We start from the raw sequence: 21,869 nt of genomic DNA, 5'->3' as shown, positions 1-21,869 counted from the left end.
GGAGTCAGTATGGCAGATGTAAAAAGTAGAAGAGAAAAAATAATGAACGGTTTGGAAGAAGGTTCGATGTTGATTCTTTACTCAGGAAAAAGTCCAGTAAAAAGCGCAGACGAAACCTATAGCTTTACTCCTGATCGAAACTTCTACTATTTTACGGATTTAGATATAGAAAACGCTTATTTATTAATTTACAAAACCGAATCAAAAACAGTTGAAAAACTATTCATAGAAAGAAACGATCCAAAGTTAGCTAGATGGGTTGGTGAAAAGCCAAGTAAAGAACATTGTTCTAAGTTTAGTAAAATTCAAGAAGAAGATATATCTTTTTTGGATGAATTAAATGGATATATTGGAGACACCCTATCAAGGTTTAACATTAAGAATGTATATTTGTATTTAAAATCTCCTCATTGGGAGAGTATGACAAAAGAAAAGCAAATTGCTCAAGAAACACAAAGATTATTTCCATATGTTAGTATAAAAGATGTTTCAGCAAAAATAGCAGAATTGAGGACTATTAAAGATGAAGAAGAAATCAATAATATTAAGAAAGCCATTGAAATTACAAGAGAAGGGATTTTGAACATAATAAAAAATTCAAAGCCTGGAATGTACGAGTACGAGCTTGAAGCATATTTTGATTTTTCTTTGAGAAAAAACGGGGTAAAAGATTTCGCTTTTAAACCAATAGTAGCCTCAGGACCAAATTCTACGATTTTACATTACTCTGCAAACAGCCGAAAAACACAAGAGGGCGATTTAGTATTGTTGGACTTGGGGGCACAATATAATTATTATAGTGGGGATATATCAAGGACTTTTCCCATAAGTAGACAGTTTTCTCCAAGACAAGCAGAAATTTACCAAATTGTTTTAAATACCCAGAAAGAAGTTCAGTCACAAGCCAAACCAGGTTTAACCCTTTTTGAATTGAATGAAATTGCCAAGAAATCGTTAGCAGAAAGTTGTAAAAAAATTGGCTTGATTAAAACCGATGAAGAGCTTTCAAAATATTATTTTCATTCCGTGAGTCACTTTTTAGGTTTGGATACCCATGACGTAGGAGATAGGAATATTCCTTTAAAACCAGGAATGGTCATTACCAATGAGCCAGGTTTGTATATAGAAGAAGAGGGTATCGGGGTTCGCATAGAAGACGATCTTCTTATAACTGAGAATGGATGCGAAAATTTATCCAGAGAAATCCCCAAAGAGATTGAAGAAATTGAATGTATTTGGAGTGTGTTTTAATGGTAATTTTGGGAATAGATCCCGGCTATGGAAGGATAGGATACGGTGTCCTTGAAAAAAAAGGTAACAGGTTCAACTTGATTGATTATGGCGTAATATATACTAGCAAGGAAGACGAACTTCCAAAAAGGTTACTGAACATAGACGAACAACTCAGAAATTTAATAGAAACCTATAAACCTGATGAGTCTGCTGTAGAAAAATTATATTTCTTTAAAAACGTTGCAACCGCTATACAGGTAGGAGAGGCGAGAGGTGTTATTCTACTTTGTTTAGAAAAAGAAAATATACCGATTTATGAATACACACCTTTTCAGATAAAACAGGCTGTTACAGGATATGGAAGAGCTGAAAAAGGGCAGATACAGAGAACTTTAAAGTTATTATTGAAGTTGGAAAAAACGCCAACTCCAGATGATGCAGCAGATGCGTTAGCCACAGCTTTTTGTCATGGAAATTTTAGGAGGAGCTTCAAAAATGCAAGATATTAAAAATTTCTTGATGGAAAATGTAGGTTTTATTCCTTTTGAAATAAGTGGAAAAATCATTGTAAAAGATGAGGAGGCAGAAATCAATTTACAGGATATAGGTAAGGATATCGATGAGGCTTCATTGAAGCTTTTCTTTACTAGACTTCTCAAGAGAGATGTCAAAATCTCTTTTACAAATGATGAAGGACCCGAATTTATTGTTAGAAATTGGCAACAATTGATAATGAATCATCGTTTAAAAGATTATCTAAGACTTTTAAAGCCTGAATATTTTCAAGAAAACAAAATAGTATTTAAAACGTACTCGCCGATAGTAAAAAACAGATTAACAAAGGAAAAAGAAGAATTGGATAATATTTTATTTAAATATCTCGGTGGCAGAATCCCTTATGAATTTATTATAGATGAAAGTTTAAAACCCACTTTTATTGATAAAGGTTATGACAGGTCTGATTCCCATGATAGTAACTTAATGTCTAATTCCGATATTTCGAAAAAATTAGCCGATACAGAAAGGGTCGTGATTATGGGGAGGGATTTTAAAAAAGTACCACTACCGTTATCGATGCTTCCTTCAAATGAAGGAAGTAACGTTGTAGTTAACGGGAAAATATTCTACAAAGAGTACAATGAAAAAGGGCCTGTATCTACTCTTTTCATTACTGATAAAAAAAGTTCCGCTGTTGTAAAAACCTTTTCTGAAACGGCTAATAATTTAAACAAAGAATTAGATGAGGGAGATAACGTATTAATTGAAGGTATTATTTTTTACGATTCTTTTAGTCATGAATTTGCAATTAGACCTATGAATATAGTTAAGTTAAAAGAAGAAACCCTTGAAAGGAAAGATAACTACCCCACAAAAAGGGTGGAGCTTCATTTACACTCAAAACTAAGTGCGATGGAAGGGTTACTCGACGTGGGGGAAGTAGTAAAGACCATAAAAAATTGGGGCCATAAAGCGGTAGCTATAACCGATTCTGGGGTCGTTCAGAGTATTCCAGAATTTTATGAAAAAGCTGTTGCAGAAGGTATAAAACCTATTTTTGGTATGCAAGCCTATGTCGTTGATGAATTTGTCAACATTATAAGTTTGCTGACGGAAGATAAAAAAATAAGTGAAACTGAATTTGTTGTTTTCGATTTGGAAACCACAGGATTAGAACCTGCTATGCACGAAATAATTGAGATAGGTGCTGTAAAAATAAAGAACCTGAAAATCGTGTCTAAGTTTCATCGTTTAATTAAGCCCAGAAAACCTGTCTCAAACTTTACAAGTAATTTTACAGGTATAACAAATCAGATGTTGGAAGTTGAAAAGCCGATAGAGGAAGTCCTACCTCAATTTTTGAGTTTCATAGAAGGCACAGTGTTAGTTGCCCATAACGCTGATTTTGATTACCGTTTTATACGGGAATGGGTTAGAAAAGTTTATAACGAACACTTTGAACAGACCTATATAGATACTTTAGCCCTTTCGAAATCCTTGTTAACTTTAAAAGGATATGGGTTGGATAAGGTAGTTGAGGAGTTAAAGCTTGGAAATTTTGAACACCATAGGGCTCATGAAGATGCAAATATAACCGCTTTAGTGTTTTTGAAACTTATAGAAATGGCAAAACCTAAAAATGTGGAAATGTTGTCGGATCTTGAAAAATTACAAAAATTCATAGATTTTAGAAGAATCCGACCAAGTACTATGACTATTTTGGTAAAGAACAAAATCGGCCTCAAGAATCTTTATAAACTAGTTTCAAATGCCCACGTAAAATATTTTTACAGAGTACCCAGAATTTTAAAAAGTGAATTATCCCGAATGAGAGAAGGTTTGCTGATAGGTAGTGGAGCAGAAGAAGGAGAAATCTTTCAAACCTATCTTAGGGGTGGATCTCATGATGAAATTATCGAAATAGCCAAGTTTTACGATTATCTGGAATTGACCCCATTGGATGCCTTATCAGAACGATCTATTTCAGAAGAGCAGTTAAAAAAGATTTATAAAGATATATATAACCTTGGCAACGAATTAAACATGCCCGTTGTAATGGTTTCAAACGCTCATTATCTAGATAAAGAAGACCAAATATTTTACAACGCATTAAAAGTTGCAGAAAAGAGAAAAACTTCCATTGCACACAGATACTTGCGTACAACTGATGAGATGGTAGATGAAGCTCAAAGAATTTTTGGAGATAAAGAAATAGCCGAGAAAATAGTCATAACCAATACTAATGAGATCGCAGATCAGGTAGAATCAATAAAGCCGCTTAGTAACAAACTGCATCCTCCCAAGATAGAGAATGCAGAAGTGGAAATAGAAGAAATTGCAAAGAAAAAGGCCTATGAGATATATGGAAATCCTTTACCAGAAATTGTTGAAAGCCGATTGAATAGAGAACTGGAATCTATCATAAAACATGGATATGCGGTACTGTATCTAATAGCTCAAAAAATAGTACAAAAATCCCTAGAGGATGGATATTTGGTTGGTTCCAGGGGGTCTGTTGGTTCTTCTTTAGTGGCTACAATGCTGGGAATAACGGAGATAAACCCTCTCCCTCCTCATTACATATGTCCAAATTGTAAAAATGTAGAATTTTTTGATAATAAGGAGATAGGTTCTGGCTATGATCTTCCCGATAAAAAATGTGAAAAATGCGGAACAAAAATGAAAAAAGATGGCCAAGATATTCCTTTTGAAACATTCATGGGATTCGAAGGTGACAAAATACCTGATATAGATTTGAATTTTTCTGGAGATTATCAAAATATAGCACATAAATACATAGAAAAAATGTTCGGAGAAGATCATGTTTTTCGGGCAGGTACTATATCAACGATTGCAGATAGAACTGCCTTTGGTTTCGCTAAGAAATATTGTGAAGAGCAGGGAATTGTAAAAAATAGTGAGATAACGAGAATAGTCAAAGCGATAACAGGGGTGAAACGGACAACAGGACAACACCCCGGTGGACTCATGATAGTGCCAAAAGAAGAGGAAGTTTACGATTATACACCGATTCAGTTCCCTGCCAATGATAATAAAGCTAATGTTCAAACCACTCATTTTGATTACCACGTAATACATAACGATCTTGTAAAATTAGATGCGCTTGGACATGACGACCCCACATTCATTAAAATGATGTCAGATTTAACTGGAGTAGACCCCATGGCAATCCCCATGGACGATAAGAAAACCTTGAGTTTGTTCTCTTCCACAAAAGCTTTGAAAATAGACTTAAAAAATGAATTGGGTACAACTGTTGGAACGTTAGGGGTCCCAGAATTTGGTACTACCTTTGTTCGAAGGATGTTGGAAGACACAAGACCGAAGAGTTTTTCTGAATTGGTAAGAATATCTGGCTTATCTCATGGCACTGATGTATGGTCCGGAATAGCTAAAAACTGGATAGATAGGAAGGTTGCAACTTTAGATGAGGTAATTTCTTGTAGAGACGATATAATGAATTATTTATTATCTAAAGGCGCACCACCAAAAAGTGCTTTTTCAATAATGGAAAAGGTAAGAAAAGGTAAAGGTATAGACGCAGAAGATATTGAACTAATGAAAGAATTAAAAGTACCGGAATGGTTCATCATCTCTTGCCAAAAAATTAAATACCTCTTTCCAAAAGCTCATGCGGCTGCTTACGTTAGTATGGCCTTTAGAATCGCATGGTTTAAAGTTCATTATCCATTAGCTTTTTATTCTACATATTTTACCGTCAAAGGTGATGAATTCAACTTAAAAGTCATTTTCTCCGGTCGAGAAGCTATTAAGAAAAGAATATTTGAACTCCGTAATATGGATTTGGATGTTCGTAAAAAAAATGAGATGGTTGTTTTGGAGTTAGCATTGGAAATGATGCTCAGAGGGTTTAATTTCACCATGGTTGATTTGTACAAGTCTGATTCAAAGAAGTTTTTAATAGATGGAAATTCTCTTATTGTGCCTTTTATCAAGGTTCCGAATCTAGGCGAAAAAGCTGCAGAAAATATCATTAAATCACGAGAAAATGGGTTTAAATCCATAGAAGATTTTGCTGCAAAGAGTGGATGTAACAAAACAAATGTAGAAACTTTAAGGGAATTAGGTGTGTTGAAAAACTTACCAGAAACAAATCAAATGTCACTTTTTAAAGGATGAAATAAATGGAAGGTTGGTTGACTTATGTTGAATTAAAAACTATTACAAAACTTCTTGACGCATTCTGTGGTTCCGTTGAACCCTCCTTCAGAAATGCTTACTTTTATTATGACAGAGCTCTTAAAATTTATGCGACAGATGGATGTGCGAAGATATATCTGAATGTTACCAAAGAATTCCTCCCGTTTGATGGAGTTGCTTCCGTTCCAATCCAATACTTAAAGGGGATTATAAGGGATACGAAATTAAAAGATGATTCTTTGGTTAAAATAACTGTAGAAGATAAGCTTATATCCTTTGAAATTCAAGGGATCACATTGAATAGTAAAATAGAAAAGATGGATACCAAACAAATAGAGGTCAGTAGAGAGTTTACTTTATTAAGCAAAAAAGAGATAGGGTCTTTTCTTAATAAACTCGATTTTGTTTCTGCTTCTGCCAACGAAGGAGATGTCATTGACTTTTTCACGTTCAATGATAATTTAATTTTTGGTTATTTGAGTAATTATTATAAATTGAACAGCATCTACGGGAATGTTCGTGAGGAGTTTCATAGAGAAATTCCGTTTATTTCCGCAAGACATATAGTTAAGTCTTTAAATCTTTTGAAAAAAAGTTCTATCCTTGAATTTGGTATAAACAAAAAAGATATAGTACTAAGAGTCCCCGGAATATTCATCAAAATATGTTCATCGATCCCTTCTTACAATAAGAATTTGTTGGTAACACAAAACAGTTTTGTTGAAGAAAAAGAAATCAACACAAAGGAATTAAAAAAGGTACTATCAAAATTATATGTAACCTTCTCTGAAAGTAATATTGCCTACTTACTGTTAAATAAAGGTAATAGTTACATTTATAAAGAAAACAACAATTCAAAAATTTCTTTTAAATTGCCTTATTCTTTTGAAAATCAATATTTAATCACAATACATACTAGGAAAATTCGTTCAATTTTATCTAGAATGTCAGAAAATTTAAGAGTTTACCTATCACCGAAAGAATTAGTATTAGAAGAAAAGAAAAACGAAAAAAGAGCCAGTTTTTTAGTTCAAGAGTTCAAAAAGCTAACTTAATTTAATCATCTTACAGAGAAGAAGCGTTAACAGTAATTTAGGAAATCATCTTTCTCTTGAAAAGAAATTAAGATATAATTCGTGTTGTAATAGCGACAATTTTAGTTATATTTAATTTAGCCGGGGAGTGATTGCATGAAAGGTATTTTAAATTTTTTTAAGGATTTTGGAAGAATTTTCAAAGCCTTGTCAAAAGATTTAGATATGTACATCAAAAAGGATCCGGTTGCAAAAAACAAGTGGAAGGTATTTTTCACTTCGATCCCTTTTCATGGGTTGATGGCTTACCGTTTTGCCAATTTCTTTTATAGGTACAAGATATATCCTCTTGCTTACGTTATATATGTGTTGAGTAAGATATTACATTCTATGGATATACATCCCGCAGCCTATATTGAACCTGGAGTAGTCATTGACCACGGTTTTGGTGTTGTTATTGGAGAAACTGCGAGTGTAGGTAGTGGGACGTTGATCTATCACGGGGTAACTCTGGGAGCTAAAAATGTCACTATAGGTAAAAGACATCCGATAGTTGGTAAAAATGTGATGATCGGTGCTGGGGCTAAGGTCCTTGGACACATATACATAGGAGATGAATCGGTCATTGGTGCTAATTCCGTTGTTTTAATGGATGTGCCACCTAAATCTTTGGCAGTTGGGGTACCAGCAAAGATCAAAAAAACCAATTGTCCATCTTCTAACTACTATGACTTAAACAATACAATAAACTCGGATTTTGTAATTTAGATAATTCATCTAGGAACGTCTGAAAACATATGCAAGAGTAAGATAATTTTTTTGATCTAATCTGAAACAATATAAGATGGAAGGTGATCTTTTGATTTACACCTCGATAGGGAACACTCCAATTATTACCTTATCAAAGATTATTCAACCTGGAAGAGTTTTTGTTAAATTAGAAAAAAATAATCCCGCAGGTAGTATAAAAGATAGGCCCGCTTTTTTTATGATAAGTGATGGTGAAATTAAGAACAAGCTTAATGAGAGCCAAAATATAATTGTCGAACCTACGAGCGGAAACACAGGTATAGCTTTGGCAGCAATTGGTAGAAGCAGAGGTTATAGAGTCATATTAACTATGCCTGAAAGCATGAGTGAAGAAAGAAAGAAAATCTTAAAGTTTTTTGGTGCCGAATTGATACTTACTCCCGCTGATCAAGGAATGAAAGGGGCAATTAACAAGGCTTTAGATATTGTGAACGAAACAAAAGGATATATGCCCAATCAGTTCTCAAATCCTGCCAATCCATATTCACATGAAGTAACTACGGGACCAGAAATTATCAAACAGATGGACTATTCTTTAGATGCCTTTGTTGCAGGGGTGGGAACTGGTGGAACAATAACCGGGGTAGCAAGGGCGTTAAAAAAAGCATTCTCAGAATGTGTTAGAATAGTGGCAGTAGAACCAACCAATTCACCTGTCATATCTGGAGGTAACCCTGGTAAACACACGATTCAAGGTATAGGAGCGGGATTCATTCCAGATAATTTGGATCAGAATCTAATAGATGAAGTAATGCAGATAGATGACGAAGAAGCTATTGAAATGACAAAAAAATTAGCAAAAGAGGAAGGATTATTTGTAGGAATATCTTCAGGTGCAAATATATTGGCAGCGATTAAATTAGCCGATAGAATGGGAAAAGGTAGAAGAATTGTTACCATTGCCCCTGATAGTGGCGATAAATACATGAGTTTATTATAAATTTATCTTAACATAAAAATGGTATAATAAGTTTGAATCTTTAAACAAGTAAGAAACGTATAACAGGAGGAATCATTGATGTCAGAAAAGTATTGCTCTTTTTGTGGGAAACCATCAAGCCAAGCAGAAGCTTTAATTGCAGGCCCTAACGGTATTTATATCTGTGATGAGTGTATAAACCTTTTTCAAGAGTTAGTTGAAGAGAATAAAACAAAAAACGGGGAAAAGGCTGAAGCAAAAGTTAAAACTCTTCCAACTCCACGACAGATAAAATCAGAACTAGATAAATATGTAATTGGTCAAGAAACAGCTAAGAAAATAATTTCTGTTGCTGTTTACAATCACTACAAAAGAATATATTCTTCAAAGAATATCAATGATGTTGAGTTAGATAAATCTAACGTTTTAATGATTGGGCCTACAGGTACTGGAAAGACCTTGATCGCTCAGACTTTAGCTAAGATATTGGACGTCCCCTTTGCAATTGCAGATGCTACAACATTAACTGAAGCTGGTTATGTTGGAGATGACGTTGAAAACGTTATACTAAGACTTTTGCAAGCTTGTGATTATGACGTAAAAAAAGCTGAAAAAGGAATAATTTATGTTGATGAAATTGATAAAATAGCTAGGAAATCGCCAAACCCTTCAATCACTAGGGACGTTTCTGGTGAAGGAGTACAACAAGCATTACTTAAAATAGTTGAAGGAACTTTAGCTAACGTTCCCCCTCAAGGAGGAAGGAAACATCCTTACCAAGAATTTATCCAAATAGACACCTCAAAGATCCTTTTCATTGCAGGAGGGGCGTTTGACGGTTTAACAGACATAATAAAACACAGGGTAAAGGATTCTTCTTTAGGATTTGGAGCCGACATAAAAAGTAATAATAAACAAAGAGATGGCGAGATCTTAAGAAATATTGTTCAAGATGATCTTATTAAGTATGGATTAATTCCTGAATTTGTAGGTAGATTCCCTGTGGTTGCAACTCTTAACGATTTAGATCAAGAAGACCTCGTTAAAATTGCCATGGAACCAAAGAATGCATTATTTAAGCAATATCAAAAGATGTTGGAAATAGAAGGTATAGAACTAGAAATTACAACAGAAGCTATGAAAGAGATATGTTCGCAAGCCTTGAAACGAGGCACAGGTGCAAGGGCATTAAAGACAATATTTGAAGAAATAATGCTCGATATAATGTATGAAGCACCTGAGATAAAAAATAAAATTAACAAAATCGTTATAGATGAAGAGGTAGTAACTAAGAAAAAACCTGCCGTTAAAAGGAAGGAAAGCGCTTGAACATATTAGAAAGTGAAAAAGATCCGATTATTTTTGGAGTAGAAACTTCATGTGATGAAACTGCGGTGGCAATATTAAAAGGTAAAGATCAATTGCTTTCTAATTTAGTTTATTCACAGATCGATGTTCATAAGATATTTGGAGGAGTTGTACCAGAAGTTGCCGCTCGAAAACATGTCGAAGTTTTGTACAAATTAAGTTTAAAAGCCTTCGAAGAGGCACAAATTACCCCAAATGACATAGATGCAGTTAGTGTATCTTTTGGCCCTGGATTAATCGGGGCCTTACTTATTGGGGTAAGTTTTGCTAAGGGGATCTCTTTATCCTTGGGTAAACCATTAATTGGTGTAAATCATTTAATGGGTCATATATATGCTAACTTTCTTGAATTCCCAAAACTGAAACCTCCTTTTGTCACATTATTAGTTTCCGGTGGACATACAGCAATTTTGCTGGTTAAAGATTATTTGGACTTTGAAATAATAGGGGAAACACGTGATGATGCGGCAGGAGAAGCTTTTGATAAAGTCGCCAGGATTTTGGATTTAGGTTATCCAGGAGGACCAGTTATAGATGAAATTTCAAAAAAGGCTCAAAAATTGTACGATTTTCCTAGACCATTGTACAACAAAGGATACGACTTTTCTTTTTCTGGCTTAAAAACATCTGTTTTGTATTTTGTAAGAGATTATCCGGAGGCAAAAAAAGAAGATATAGCTGCTTCATTTCAAGAAGCAATAATAGACACCCTTGTTTATAAAGTTACTAAATTTGCAATTAAAGAAAATATAAAAGATATTGTAATAGCAGGAGGAGTTGCCGCAAACTCTCTGTTGAGAGAAAAATTAAATACTTTTAAAGACAAATTGAATATCTATTATCCAAGACAATCGTTATGTACTGATAATGCAGCGATGATATGCCGTGCTGGGTACGAAAAGTATATAAGAAACATGTTTGATACGTTAGATTTGGATGTTGTTCCTAATTTGGGATTATCTAAAATATAACGACAATTAGTTCTGTGAATGGTTGACGGTAAGGGATTATTATGATATAATAAATTTCGGAAAAGTTAATAACTATTATGGAGAGATGGCCGAGTGGTCGAAGGCGCACGCCTGGAGAGCGTGTGACGGTTAAAAGCTGTCCGTGGGTTCAAATCCCACTCTCTCCGCCATCAAGAATAATAAATGCTGGAAAATTTCCAGCATTTATTATATTATTTTCTTATTTTACAGTTTCTTTCATACCCGCTTTTATTGCCTTTAGGTTTATTTCTAACAATTTTCCCTTTTTCCCTGTTAATTTTTCTTTTAAAGCTTCTTCTACGGCTTCAAAGCTGACTGCTTGTGTTGCTTTTAAGTAAGCTCCAAGCATAACCATATTTAAAACTTTTAAATTACCTAGTTCGTCCGCTATTTCATTAGCAGGTACTTTAACTAAATGTATGTCTTTTCTTTCTGGTTTTCTATCGATCACAGAAGAGTTGATCAACAATAGCCCATTCTCTTTCAATGCTTTTTCAAATTTTATCATAGACGGAATATTGAACGCAGCAACTTCATTCGGTTCATCTAACACCGGTGACGCAATGTATTCATCAGAAATTATTACCGTACAGTTTGCAGTTCCACCTCGCATTTCAGGTCCATATGATGGAAGCCATGTGGTATATTTTCCATCAATCATAGCCGCTAAAGAAATTATTTGACCGAAAAGCATTACACCTTGTCCACCAAAACCGGCGGCTATTAACCCATGGTATGACATAAAAACACCTCCATTTATTTATTCCCTTTGATATTTGTAAGAACAAGGGAATATAAGATGACTAGCGAACATCTCCCACTTTATCAACATATACACCTAAAGGAAACTCTTTTACCATATTATCTTCCAACCACTTCATAGATTCTATGGGTGTTAATCCCCAATTAGTGGGGCATGTTGATAAAACTTCAACTAAACCAAAACCTATATTATTGAGTTGAGCATAAAAAGCCTTTTTTATATACTTTTTTGTTTTTATTACGTCTTGCGGAGTTGTAACTTTTGTACGAGCTAGAAACGCAACTCCTGACAATTCTTTTAGAACCTCTGAAACATGAATAGGATACCCTTCAATATTTTCTCTTCTTCCATATGGGCTAGTTGTGGTTTTCATTCCTAAAAGGGTAGTTGGTGCCATTTGTCCTCCTGTCATACCGTATATAGCATTGTTTATAAAAATTGTTGTAATACGTTCACCTCTATTGGCAGCATGTATTATTTCTGCGGTTCCAATAGCTGCTAAATCACCGTCCCCTTGGTATGTAAAAACAACGTTATCTGGACTTGCTCTTTTGATACCAGTAGCTACCGCAGGTGCCCTTCCGTGAGCTGCTACGGTGCCATCTACATCAAAAAATTCATAAGCAAATACGGAACATCCAACAGGTGCAACCATTATGGTTTTACCTTGTATTTCCAACTCATCGATTACTTCAGCAATCAATCTATGAACAATTCCGTGAGAACATCCTGGGCAATATGTAAACTCTTTTTCACTTAATGAGGTTGGTGCTTTAAATCTTTCTGCATAGGCCATTAATCTCACCTTCCTTTAAACTAATTCCATTAATTTTGCCAATACTTCTCCTGGGGTTGGAACTACTCCACCCGTTCTTCCATAAAATTCTACTGGTTTTTTTCCGTTGACTGCCAGTCTTACATCCTCCACCATCTGACCGAAACTCATTTCTACGGTGAAGAACAATTTAGCGTTTTCAGTGTATCTTCCCAATTCTTCATATGGAAATGGCCATAAACTTATTGGGCGAAATACCCCTGCTTTTACGCCTTTCTCCCTGGCAGTATCCACAACTGATTTAACTATTCTTCCCATCGTTCCATAGGCAACCAGCACAACTTCTGCATCGTTTAATTTATATTCTTCAAATAATTTTTCTTCTTTTACTATTGTTTTGTATTTTTCATGTCTTTGAATATTCATTTTTTCTAATTTTACAGGGTCCAAATCAAAGGATGTAACTCTGTGTGGTTCTCGCTGCATTTTTGTTCCAGTCAATGCCCAATCTGAATGATCAGGTAAAGTGTTTAGATTTTTAAAGCCGGGGAATTTTACTGGTTCCATCATTTGACCAAGTAATCCATCTGTCAATAGTAACACCGGTATTCTGTACTTATCGGCTACATCGAAAGCTCGAATAGTCAATTCAACAGCTTCTTGAAGGGATTCAGGACCATACACGATCAACTTATAATCGCCATGCCCACCACCTTTTGTGGCTTGAAAATAGTCTGATTGCGCTGGTTGTATATCTCCCAATCCTGGTCCACCTCTCACAACGTTTACAAAAACGCATGGAAGTTCAGCCCCTGCTATGTAAGAAACCCCTTCTTGCATTAAAGAGAATCCAGGGGAAGAAGTGGAAGTCATAACTCTTTTTCCAGTGCTAGCTGCTCCATATATCATATTTGAAACTGCCACTTCGCTTTCAGCTTGTAAAAAAGTTCCATTTACCTCAGGTAATCTTCTTGCCATGTATTCTGTTAATTCACTTTGTGGAGTAATTGGATAGCCAAAATATAATCTACATCCTGCTCTTACTGCAGCTTCACCTATTGCTTCGGTACCTTTAACCATAACTTTTTCGGCTTTTTCCATAAAAATCAACTCCTTGCCTTTTCTAATACTTTTACAGTTATACATACATCAGGACACATTTGATAGCAAAAACCACATCCTATACAATTTTCAACGTTCTTAACTTGTGCTGGATGATACCCTTTGCTATTGTACCCTTTAGAAAATTCTAAGACATCCTTGGGACAAGCTTCAATACATAGTCCACATCCTTTGCATCTTTCTTTATCAATATCAATTGAGAATTTTGTTTCTTTCATCGTTTTCCCTCCAATCATTCAATTTTTACTGACTTTAGAAGTTGTGAAGCCTGTTTTAGCGCCCCTTCGCCCCGCTCCCCACCCATAAGGATAAAAGAATTTTTATCTACTTGCCACCACTCCCTACCCTTCTAAGGAAGGAACCTGGGATCCCTTAACCCTGCAAGATCTATAAAGAAATGGGTGTTTATTCTTTAATTCTGTAACTCGTTCAGAGCACTCAAAAACCATAATCTCCAAAAAATCTTTGAATCACAAATTTTTCGAACTTGGTATTTATCTTATCTTCCAAATCTTTTGATACCACTGTAAATGCGACGGGGATATTTGTTATCTGAGATACTTCTTCTATTATGTTTTCTCCTTCTTCTATGATTTCTTTAGTTGTTTCATTTTGAATGTTCGAATTTACAACTAAATAATTGATTTTTAATCGTGAGTTACTTTCTAAAGATTGCAAATTTTTTATTATATGTTTTTTCGTATCCATAAAAGGTCTTCGCGTATTGATTACAAGGTAAAGGGCACATTTTGAATTATCTATATAATTTTTTAAAGATCCTAAAACTTTTACACCATCTTCGTTCCCACCTACATCTATCACCGTCTTATAATCTTGGTTTGTTATGTAACCTCCTATCTCACCTGGTACGATGGGAACGTCTGCATGCATGTATTTTGCTGGGGGAGCGATTACTTTAATATCTTTTCGATTCAATTCTTTTATTTTATCTCTTACCCGAAAGTACGGACTTATGATATCCAAATCCGCAATTGCTACATTCTTGTTCTCTTTTTTCAATTCCAAGGCTACGTTCATCGAAACTTCTGTTTTTCCAGAACCAAACATCCCAATAAAAATATGAACTTGATAATCTTTTAATAAATTTTTCATCATGGATTTAGAGCTCCTTTATTAGTACATTTTTGCTTGTTCTTCTTTTTTTAGAACTCTAACTGCTGCTAGGGCTAAGGCTTTTTCTTCGTCTCCTCCAGGAAACACATAAACAGGGGCGATGAAACTTACTTTTTCTTTTATTTGAGGGACAAGAAATTCATTTTCGTATGCCATTCCTCCAGTTAAAGCTATGGCATCAACGTCAAAATTCAATACAGCTGACATTTTTCCTATCCATTTGACAATTTGATGTATCAATCCAGAATATACTAATTCAGCCTCTTTATCTCCGCTTTTTATTCTTTTTACAACTTCTCTTACATCGTTGGTACCTAAATAAGCAATTAACCCTCCATTACCTTTTATGAGCTTTCTTATTTCATCTTCAGAATACTTTCCTGAATAGCAAAGGTCTATAAACCCAACAAGGGGTAACGTTCCTGATCTTTCTGGGGTAAAAGGGCCGTCTCCATCAAGAGCGTTGTTCACATCAACTACCCTGCCTTTTTTATGAGCTCCGACGGATATACCTCCGCCCATATGAACAACGATGAGATTTAAATCTTGATAATTACGACCCAATTTTTCACTGAGCGATCTTGCCACAGCTTTTTGATTTAGAGCGTGGAAAATAGATTTTCTTTGGAAAAGTGAATGGCCTGAAATTCTTGCTATATCTTCCATCTCATCCACCACAACAGGATCGGCTATGTAAGCTTTTACACCAATCTGCTTAGCTAGTTCGTTTGCTATAAGAGCCCCTAAATTCGATTCGTGTTCTCCGTATTTAGCGCTTCGTAATTCTTCTAGCATCTGATCGGTTATTTCATAAGTCCCACTTGGTATAGGTCTTAAGAGTCCTCCGCGCCCAATGATGGCTGAAAAACTGTGTAAGTTTATTCCTTCTTCATTCAAGAACTGTAAAATCGTATTCTTTCTAAATTCGTATTGATCGGCAACACTCTTGTATTTTTTCAGTTCATTGACATCATGATCTATGACTTTTTTTAGTCTTTGATTCTCATCTTCATAAACAGCAATTTTTGTTGATGTAGAACCAGGGTTTATAACGAGAATTTTATACATATGAATTCTCCTTTTTAAATTGTAGACATCAGGATTGAAAACGCCATAGCGTTGAGTTTGGATTCATCACTATCTGCTCTCGATGTTAAAACTACCGGTTTTTTGCCTCCTACAATTGAACTTGCCAGTTTTGCATCGGCGAAATATACTAAGGTCTTGTACAATATATTTCCCGCTTCTATATCCGGCATAATTAATATATCCGCATCTCCAGCGACTTCACTGTTTATTCCTTTATGTATAGCGGCTTCTTTAGATATAGCATTGTCCATAGCGAATGGTCCGTCTACTATGCACCCTTTTATCTGCCCTCTTCTGTACATTTGAGTTAATATCGCTGCGTCTACTGTTGCAGGCATCTTGGGGTTAACCTGTTCCAATGCCCCTACAACAGCTACTTTTGGTGTTTGTATACCTAACTTATGTGCAACTGATACAGCGTTGTTTATAATATCAACCTTCTGTTCAAGAGTTGGAGCTATCACCATGCCGGCATCAGAGATTATCAACAACTTGTGGTATCTAGGTATTTCAAAGACACAAACTAAATTCATCGTTTTTCCAGTTTTTAAACCATATTCATCCTTTAAATATACCGATAAAATCTCAGAGGTGTTAAGTTTTCCTTTCATAGGTAGATCAGCTTCTCCGTTGGCAACGGCTTGTATTGCGCCTTTTGCTGCTTCAAGAGGAGTTGAAGCATCTCTGATTTCTATGTTGGTGGTATCAAGTCCGATTTCTTCTGCTATCTGTTGGATCTTTGTTTTATCTCCGTACAAGATAAAGTTACATAAATCAATTTCCTTAGCTTTTTGAACGGCTTTCAAGACAACATCATCTTCAGCTGCTGCCACCGCAATCGTTTTTGATCTACCTTCATTTTTTACTAATTCGATAATTTGTCTAATACTCTCAATTTTCATGAAATATTTTCACCCTCCCATACTTTAGTATCTTCCAACTGTTTGAGCGCTCTCAAAGCTCCTAAGGCGAGTCCTTCCATCTCATAAGCCCCAGGGTAAACCATTACCACTCCTAACTTATCGATCCTTCTTTTGATCAATTCAACAAAGTAATCGCTATGAGCCATTCCACCAGTTAGTATAATAGCATCGAGATTTCCGCCTAAGATTGCTGCCATGCCACCTATTTCCTTTGCAACTTGGTACGCCATGGCTTCTACAATTAATTTTGCATATTCATCTTTTTCTGCGAGCTTTAAAGCGTCTTTTAAACTTGGTGTTTTTAAATACGCAAACAAACCTCCTTTTCCTACAAATGTAGATGTGGCATCATTTTTGGAGTAAGAAGACATGTTTTTAAAAATCCATTTTGCAAGGTCCCTCATTGGTAATTCTCCCGTTCTTTGCGAGCTAAAAGGACCTTCATCTGTTGCATTGTTAACATCAATCATAAGGCCTTTTCTTTGGGCACCAACGGAGATTCCACCACCTAAGTGAGCTATAACAAAATTACATTTTTCATATTCTTTGTTCAATTCTTTAGCAGCGAATCTTGCAACTATTTTCATGTTCAAAGCGTGGAATAAACTGTGTCTTTCAAGTTGTGGTATTCCTGAAATTCTCGACTCCGGGATAAACTCATCAACAGAAATAGGATCGGTAATGAAAACAGGTAAGTCTTTCGAGGAATTCTTTGATAGTTCAAAGGCTATTACAGCAGCTAGGTTCGATGCGTGTTCAACTCTTGTTTTGGTTTTAAGATAATTAACCATATCCTCATTCACACGGTAAGTTCCACTTTTCATGGGAGGGAGTATCCCCCCTCTAGCAGCTATCGCATCTAATTCATCGATAGATATGTTGCATCTTTTAAGAAAATCCTCTACACATTTTTTACGAAAGGGCAGTTGGTCCATAATCGTTTTACAATTTTCAATCTCACTACTGGAGTGTTCGATACTTTCCGAGATTACTTCTTTATCATCTTCAAAAATCGACAACTTCGTGGACGTTGCACCTGGATTTATGACCAATATTTTATACATAAAAAAGCTCCTCCTACAATTAGTTTTTTAGGATTTGCTCCGCATCGAATTCGCATTTACATAATTTTCTACAACTTTTCTCAATCTTCTTATTCCCTCTTTTATTTCTTCGTGTGAAGGAAGACAGAAAGATAATCGCATGTGATTTTTTTCGACCTCGTTTACATAAAATGCTTCTCCTGGAACGTACAATACTTTGTTCTTCTTTGCTTCTTCAAACATTTCCATAGTATCTACCCATTCAGGAAAAGTTAACCATATGAAAAGGCCGCCTTCCGGGCGAGTCCAGCTTACCCCTTGCATATCACCGAATTCCTTTTCTAGAGCGTTCAACATCGTATCTTTCTTTGACTTATAAAGTTCTAATGTGGGTTTTAACTGTTGGATCCTATCATAGGCTTGGAGGTATCTAGCGGCTAATCTCTGTGTCAAGGATGGGGTACATAGATCTACACCTTGTTTAAGGATTGTAAGCTTTCTTACTAAATCTTTTGAAGCGATAATTATCCCAATTCTCAAACCGGGACACAAAATTTTAGAAAAGGTATTCAATAAGATCGTTCTTTCTGGTTCGAGAGAGTAAATTGAAGGAATTGACTCTCCCTCAAATCTCAACGCACCGTATGGATCATCTTCAACAATCAAAAAGTCATATTTATGTGCTAAGTTAATTAATCTCTTTCTTTTTTCTAGTGACATAGTTACCCCTGCAGGATTTTGAAATGTTGGTACTACGTAAACGAATTTAAACTTATCAATTTCTTCATTATTTACCAATTCATTTAACTTTTCTTCAAGGATATCGACATTCATTCCATCATCTTCCAGCGGTATTTCCAAAAATTTTGGAAACATTTGTCTAAAAGCACTGACTGCACCTAAATAGACCGGTTTTCCTACCGCGCAGTAAGAATCTTCATCAAGCAAAGCCAACCCTACCAATTGCAAAGCTTGCTGGGAACCAACAGTTATCAACATATTCTCAGGGAATACGCCTTCTATTCCTTCGTGTTTTTTTAGTAGATTTATATAAGCGTTTTTTAACTCGTTGTCTCCCTCAGTAGGACCATACTGAAGAGTTATTTTGTATTCTTCTTTAACAATTTTTGCAGCAATTTCTCCTAATTCTTCTCGAGGAAAAGTTTCTGGATCGGGCACCCCTCCGCCAAAAGATATCATCTCTGGATCAGAAGCTACCTTCAATAATTCCCTTATAATGCTTGCTTTTGCAGTTCTTGCAACTTGTGAAAACTTTTTTTCAAGGTTCATATTTTATCCCCCTTTTTCGTTATTTATCCTACAATTCAATTATAATCACATAAGCGAGAGAAGTCAAACTCGGTTACAGACGATTACAGTCGTTTATTGACGATTAGAAGCGATTATTGCCGATATGAAAAAAATTTCATGAAAAATATTTCATTATAAAAATTTAACATTGAGATGTGATAACTGGCCTTAATTAAACCTGAAAATTAAGCAGTGTGTTAAAATATTATGTGAAATTGTGGGAAGGTTAGGGATTATCTGGGAATGTTTGTGTTGAAAAACTTTTATCCCGTTGAAGGAGGTAAATGATGGAAAAGATCAAGTTAGGGATCATTATATGCGATCGTTATCGTACATGTGCAGGAGGAAAATGTTTTAGATCCCTTGAAAAACGTGAAGGGGCTTTCGAAATTTACAAGGAAAAGGAAGTTGAAATAGTCGGATACACAACGTGCGGTGGATGTCCCGGTGGAAACATCGAATATGCTCCTGATGAAATGATAAAAAATGGAGTAGAAGTAATTCATTTAGCCACAGGCATGATAGTCGGGTATCCTCCATGTCCTTATGTATCTTACTTCAAAAAATTCATAGAAGAAAAATTTGGCGTAAAAGTCGTGATTGGAACTCATCCTATACCTCAAAAATACTACATAACACACTCAAATTTAAAAAGTTGGGACTCACCGGAATGGGAAACACTTTTGGCTCCAACTCTAACAGATGAAACCACGCGTTTGAATTATGATTAGGTTTGTGACTATTCATGTATGCCAGTTAAAAAAGCAAAGGGCCAATTGTATGGACGAGGACTTTGCCTATGGCTTCCTTCAGATTCTACATAAAAATTTAACATTGAGATGTGATAACTGGCCTTAATTAAACCTGAAAATTAAGTAGTGTGTTAAATTGAAAATATAATTTAACACACTACTTAAGTATAAGAACCCTATTTATATTTTTGTAAGAAGATACTACTTTTTCTTTTTCTTCTGTGAATTTTTTGAAGAATTAATTGCTTTATTAAGCGTGATAAATAATCCTCCGCCTAAAATTACTAGGACAATAACAAGAACAACTATAGCTGAAGATGTCATATTAAATTCCTCCTCTCAATTCTCTTCTAAGGCTTGATCTGTATTGGTAACTTCTATGATATTTCTGTTACCTATCTTGTTTAATAAAGTAACTACAATAAGCAAAGCAATTAACATCCCCCAACCACCTAACCATTGGTATCTCAGAGCGTAATCTCCGTATGGTTTTGTGATATCACCAATAAAATTGTAAATTAGAAATATAGTTAATATGATTGGTACTATATATTTAATCATGGTGTTCCACCATTTTCCAATCCTATATTCAGAAACTGAGTTAACATAACTTCTTAACTTTTCAGGATAATAATACCAACCAATAACAATGGCTTCTAAAATACCTCCCAAGACTAGTCCATAATTGTTTATATAATGGTCAATTATATCAAGCCAATATAAACCACCTTTGGTTGTAAAAAGTAAACTTACTATACCCAAAACAACTATTACCCATAGAGTAACTTTTCTTTTATCCCACTTGAATTTATCTACAAAAGCGGTAATATTGGATTCAACTAATGAAAAAGCTGAATCAATTCCTAAGGTAAGTAAAGTTAAAAAGAATATCACCCCTATAGTTGTAACTACTGCTGGACCTCCAGGTAACAATTTGATAGCGGTTGGAAATACTTCAAATGCCAAGCCAATACCTGAAGTAGCTACTTCGCTTATCGGTACCCCTTGAGTTACCGACATATAACCTAATGTCCCAAAAACTGCTATACCAGACATAAAACTAATACTTGTATTAGCTAATACTGTTATTAAAGCATTATTAGTTATATCAGAATCTTTTGGTTGATAACTTGCATAAGCAAACATTATCCCCATACCAAGACTTAATGTAAAGAATACTTGTGAATAAGCATCAATCCAGACATGATAATCAAGCAAACGTGAGAAATCTGGTTGCAAAAAATAATTGAGTCCACTCATCGCACCAGGTAGAGTAACAGCACGAACAATTAATACCACTAACAACCCTATAGGTGCTAGAACTGTGAACCAAACGACTTTGCCCACGCTCTCTGTACCTTTTCTTAAGATAAAATATATTAATATCCACGTTAAAATAACTCCAAGCAATACAGGAATACTAAATCCACCTAGATCACCGGGTCCAGAAGAAAGTTGGAGTACATTCTCATAGAAATATTCCTGAACACCAGTGTCTATCCAAGTACCTGTAAAACTATCTACCAAATAAACGATGCTCCATCCCATTATTACAGCATAATACGTCACAATAATAAAAGCCGATAGTACTGTCCACCAGCCTATCTTCCCGAATTTTTTCTTAACAGAAGCCATCGCTCCTGGCGCACCTAACTGATTTTTCTGTCCCATTGAAAATTCTAAAATTAGAAGTGGTAATCCCGCAGTAAGAATAGCTATAAAGTATGGTATTAAAAAAGCTCCTCCTCCATTTTGGTATACTATATAAGGGAAACGCCATATATTCCCTAAACCTGCAGCAGAACCGATAGCGGCAAGTACAAATGCTCCTCTATTACCCCATTGTTGTCTTTCCATTTTTTTAAAACCCCCTCGTACGATATGTGTTTAAGTATTTCAGAAACTAGTGTTTGATCATCTT

Annotated in this window: 20 protein-coding genes and 1 tRNA gene; 10 read left to right on the top strand and 11 right to left on the bottom strand. The window is 35.2% G+C overall.

Translation table 11 applies throughout. The features are described from left to right. The first annotated feature begins 9 nt into the window (after positions 1 to 9). The 9 genes from X927_RS03930 (at position 10) to X927_RS03890 (ending at position 11,185) form a co-directional block, all read left to right on the top strand. A complete protein-coding gene (locus tag X927_RS03930) occupies positions 10 to 1,251 on the top strand; it encodes an aminopeptidase P family protein (protein WP_103076800.1) in 1,242 nt (413 codons plus the stop codon). Beyond that, the gene (ruvC, locus tag X927_RS03925) at positions 1,251 to 1,742 is read left to right on the top strand and encodes a crossover junction endodeoxyribonuclease RuvC (protein WP_103076799.1); all 492 of its coding nucleotides are present in this window, start codon (positions 1,251 to 1,253) and stop codon (positions 1,740 to 1,742) included. The genes X927_RS03930 and ruvC overlap by 1 nt, the downstream gene beginning before the upstream one ends. Next, positions 1,729 to 5,892 (top strand): PolC-type DNA polymerase III, encoded by a 4,164-nt coding sequence (locus tag X927_RS03920; RefSeq protein ID WP_103076798.1) that lies wholly within the window; start codon positions 1,729 to 1,731, stop codon positions 5,890 to 5,892. The genes ruvC and X927_RS03920 overlap by 14 nt, the downstream gene beginning before the upstream one ends. Before the next feature lie 5 nt (positions 5,893 to 5,897). Beyond that, on the top strand, positions 5,898 to 6,968 hold the full coding sequence (locus X927_RS03915) for a hypothetical protein (RefSeq protein ID WP_103076797.1): 1,071 nt from the start codon (positions 5,898 to 5,900) through the stop codon (positions 6,966 to 6,968). 135 nt (positions 6,969 to 7,103) lie between these two features. Next, positions 7,104 to 7,715, top strand: coding sequence for a serine O-acetyltransferase EpsC (gene epsC, locus X927_RS03910; protein ID WP_103076796.1), 612 nt, complete (start codon positions 7,104 to 7,106; stop codon positions 7,713 to 7,715). A 91-nt stretch (positions 7,716 to 7,806) separates the two neighbouring features. Beyond that, on the top strand, positions 7,807 to 8,697 hold the full coding sequence (cysK, locus tag X927_RS03905; protein ID WP_169925124.1) for a cysteine synthase A: 891 nt from the start codon (positions 7,807 to 7,809) through the stop codon (positions 8,695 to 8,697). A gap of 78 nt (positions 8,698 to 8,775) precedes the next feature. Further along, positions 8,776 to 10,005 carry an ATP-dependent Clp protease ATP-binding subunit ClpX gene (gene clpX, locus X927_RS03900; protein ID WP_103076794.1) on the top strand — a complete coding sequence of 410 codons (1,230 nt, stop codon included), beginning with the start codon at positions 8,776 to 8,778 and terminating at the stop codon, positions 10,003 to 10,005. Then, positions 10,002 to 11,015, top strand: a complete 1,014-nt coding sequence (tsaD, locus tag X927_RS03895) for a tRNA (adenosine(37)-N6)-threonylcarbamoyltransferase complex transferase subunit TsaD (protein WP_103076793.1) — start codon at positions 10,002 to 10,004, stop codon at positions 11,013 to 11,015. Before clpX ends, tsaD begins: the two co-directional genes overlap by 4 nt. Before the next feature lie 79 nt (positions 11,016 to 11,094). After that, positions 11,095 to 11,185 (top strand) — tRNA-Ser (locus tag X927_RS03890). Positions 11,186 to 11,235: 50 nt separating this feature from the next. Here the strand turns inward: X927_RS03890 and X927_RS03885 are convergent. From X927_RS03885 to X927_RS03845, 9 genes are all read right to left on the bottom strand, one after another. Continuing rightward, positions 11,236 to 11,778, bottom strand: a complete 543-nt coding sequence (locus X927_RS03885; protein WP_103076792.1) for a 2-oxoacid:ferredoxin oxidoreductase subunit gamma family protein — start codon at positions 11,776 to 11,778, stop codon at positions 11,236 to 11,238. 61 nt (positions 11,779 to 11,839) lie between these two features. Continuing rightward, complete coding sequence (locus tag X927_RS03880) at positions 11,840 to 12,595, bottom strand: thiamine pyrophosphate-dependent enzyme (protein WP_103076791.1); 756 nt, start codon at positions 12,593 to 12,595, stop codon at positions 11,840 to 11,842. A gap of 15 nt (positions 12,596 to 12,610) precedes the next feature. Continuing rightward, entirely contained in the window at positions 12,611 to 13,675 is a 1,065-nt protein-coding gene (locus tag X927_RS03875; protein WP_103076790.1) for a 3-methyl-2-oxobutanoate dehydrogenase subunit VorB, read from the bottom strand. A gap of 5 nt (positions 13,676 to 13,680) precedes the next feature. Next, positions 13,681 to 13,914: a 4Fe-4S dicluster domain-containing protein gene (locus X927_RS03870; protein ID WP_103076789.1), complete on the bottom strand. Its 234-nt coding sequence runs from the start codon at positions 13,912 to 13,914 to the stop codon at positions 13,681 to 13,683. A gap of 220 nt (positions 13,915 to 14,134) precedes the next feature. Next, positions 14,135 to 14,812 carry a nucleotide-binding protein gene (locus X927_RS03865; protein ID WP_103076788.1) on the bottom strand — a complete coding sequence of 226 codons (678 nt, stop codon included), beginning with the start codon at positions 14,810 to 14,812 and terminating at the stop codon, positions 14,135 to 14,137. An 18-nt stretch (positions 14,813 to 14,830) separates the two neighbouring features. After that, positions 14,831 to 15,898 carry a butyrate kinase gene (gene buk / locus X927_RS03860; RefSeq protein ID WP_103076787.1) on the bottom strand — a complete coding sequence of 356 codons (1,068 nt, stop codon included), beginning with the start codon at positions 15,896 to 15,898 and terminating at the stop codon, positions 14,831 to 14,833. Between the two features lie 14 nt (positions 15,899 to 15,912). Next, a complete protein-coding gene (locus X927_RS03855) occupies positions 15,913 to 16,821 on the bottom strand; it encodes a bifunctional enoyl-CoA hydratase/phosphate acetyltransferase (RefSeq protein WP_103076786.1) in 909 nt (302 codons plus the stop codon). Continuing rightward, positions 16,818 to 17,906, bottom strand: a complete 1,089-nt coding sequence (gene buk / locus X927_RS03850) for a butyrate kinase (protein ID WP_103076785.1) — start codon at positions 17,904 to 17,906, stop codon at positions 16,818 to 16,820. The genes X927_RS03855 and buk (X927_RS03850) overlap by 4 nt, the downstream gene beginning before the upstream one ends. A gap of 27 nt (positions 17,907 to 17,933) precedes the next feature. Further along, a complete protein-coding gene (locus X927_RS03845; RefSeq protein WP_103076784.1) occupies positions 17,934 to 19,175 on the bottom strand; it encodes an aminotransferase-like domain-containing protein in 1,242 nt (413 codons plus the stop codon). A 305-nt stretch (positions 19,176 to 19,480) separates the two neighbouring features. On the opposite strand from X927_RS03845, the gene X927_RS03840 reads away from it, so the two are divergent. Next, positions 19,481 to 19,927 carry a CGGC domain-containing protein gene (locus tag X927_RS03840; RefSeq protein WP_103076783.1) on the top strand — a complete coding sequence of 149 codons (447 nt, stop codon included), beginning with the start codon at positions 19,481 to 19,483 and terminating at the stop codon, positions 19,925 to 19,927. A 222-nt stretch (positions 19,928 to 20,149) separates the two neighbouring features. Here X927_RS03840 and X927_RS10375 read toward each other — a convergent pair whose 3' ends face one another. Both X927_RS10375 and X927_RS03835 read right to left on the bottom strand, forming a co-directional pair. Continuing rightward, positions 20,150 to 20,272 (bottom strand): hypothetical protein, encoded by a 123-nt coding sequence (locus X927_RS10375; protein ID WP_281255676.1) that lies wholly within the window; start codon positions 20,270 to 20,272, stop codon positions 20,150 to 20,152. Positions 20,273 to 20,287: 15 nt separating this feature from the next. After that, positions 20,288 to 21,805 (bottom strand): sodium-dependent transporter, encoded by a 1,518-nt coding sequence (locus tag X927_RS03835; RefSeq protein WP_103076782.1) that lies wholly within the window; start codon positions 21,803 to 21,805, stop codon positions 20,288 to 20,290. Positions 21,806 to 21,869 lie beyond the last annotated feature (64 nt).

Origin of the sequence: Petrotoga mexicana DSM 14811, assembly GCF_002895565.1 — a bacterium.
Taxonomy (GTDB): Bacteria; Thermotogota; Thermotogae; order Petrotogales; family Petrotogaceae; genus Petrotoga; species Petrotoga mexicana.
The sequence above is the reverse complement of the archived record's forward strand: the minus strand, read 5'-3'. Positions and strand labels throughout refer to the sequence as shown.

Excerpts from the sequence above, each read along its gene's own strand:
- X927_RS03915 (WP_103076797.1), top strand. The coding sequence starts at position 5,898 with ATGGAAGGTTGGTTGACTTATGTTGAATTAAAAACTATTACAAAACTT.
- buk (WP_103076787.1), bottom strand. The coding sequence starts at position 15,898 with ATGTATAAAATTCTCGTTATAAACCCTGGTTCTACATCAACAAAAATT.
- X927_RS03930 (WP_103076800.1), top strand. The coding sequence starts at position 10 with ATGGCAGATGTAAAAAGTAGAAGAGAAAAAATAATGAACGGTTTGGAA.
- epsC (WP_103076796.1), top strand. The coding sequence starts at position 7,104 with ATGAAAGGTATTTTAAATTTTTTTAAGGATTTTGGAAGAATTTTCAAA.
- X927_RS03835 (WP_103076782.1), bottom strand. The coding sequence starts at position 21,805 with ATGGAAAGACAACAATGGGGTAATAGAGGAGCATTTGTACTTGCCGCT.
- ruvC (WP_103076799.1), top strand. The coding sequence starts at position 1,251 with ATGGTAATTTTGGGAATAGATCCCGGCTATGGAAGGATAGGATACGGT.
- X927_RS03870 (WP_103076789.1), bottom strand. The coding sequence starts at position 13,914 with ATGAAAGAAACAAAATTCTCAATTGATATTGATAAAGAAAGATGCAAA.
- X927_RS03875 (WP_103076790.1), bottom strand. The coding sequence starts at position 13,675 with ATGGAAAAAGCCGAAAAAGTTATGGTTAAAGGTACCGAAGCAATAGGT.
- X927_RS03880 (WP_103076791.1), bottom strand. The coding sequence starts at position 12,595 with ATGGCCTATGCAGAAAGATTTAAAGCACCAACCTCATTAAGTGAAAAA.
- X927_RS03845 (WP_103076784.1), bottom strand. The coding sequence starts at position 19,175 with ATGAACCTTGAAAAAAAGTTTTCACAAGTTGCAAGAACTGCAAAAGCA.
- X927_RS03855 (WP_103076786.1), bottom strand. The coding sequence starts at position 16,821 with ATGAAAATTGAGAGTATTAGACAAATTATCGAATTAGTAAAAAATGAA.
- clpX (WP_103076794.1), top strand. The coding sequence starts at position 8,776 with ATGTCAGAAAAGTATTGCTCTTTTTGTGGGAAACCATCAAGCCAAGCA.
- buk (WP_103076785.1), bottom strand. The coding sequence starts at position 17,906 with ATGTATAAAATATTGGTCATAAATCCAGGTGCAACGTCCACGAAGTTG.
- X927_RS03920 (WP_103076798.1), top strand. The coding sequence starts at position 1,729 with ATGCAAGATATTAAAAATTTCTTGATGGAAAATGTAGGTTTTATTCCT.
- X927_RS03885 (WP_103076792.1), bottom strand. The coding sequence starts at position 11,778 with ATGTCATACCATGGGTTAATAGCCGCCGGTTTTGGTGGACAAGGTGTA.
- X927_RS10375 (WP_281255676.1), bottom strand. The coding sequence starts at position 20,272 with ATGACATCTTCAGCTATAGTTGTTCTTGTTATTGTCCTAGTAATTTTA.
- X927_RS03865 (WP_103076788.1), bottom strand. The coding sequence starts at position 14,812 with ATGATGAAAAATTTATTAAAAGATTATCAAGTTCATATTTTTATTGGG.
- X927_RS03840 (WP_103076783.1), top strand. The coding sequence starts at position 19,481 with ATGATGGAAAAGATCAAGTTAGGGATCATTATATGCGATCGTTATCGT.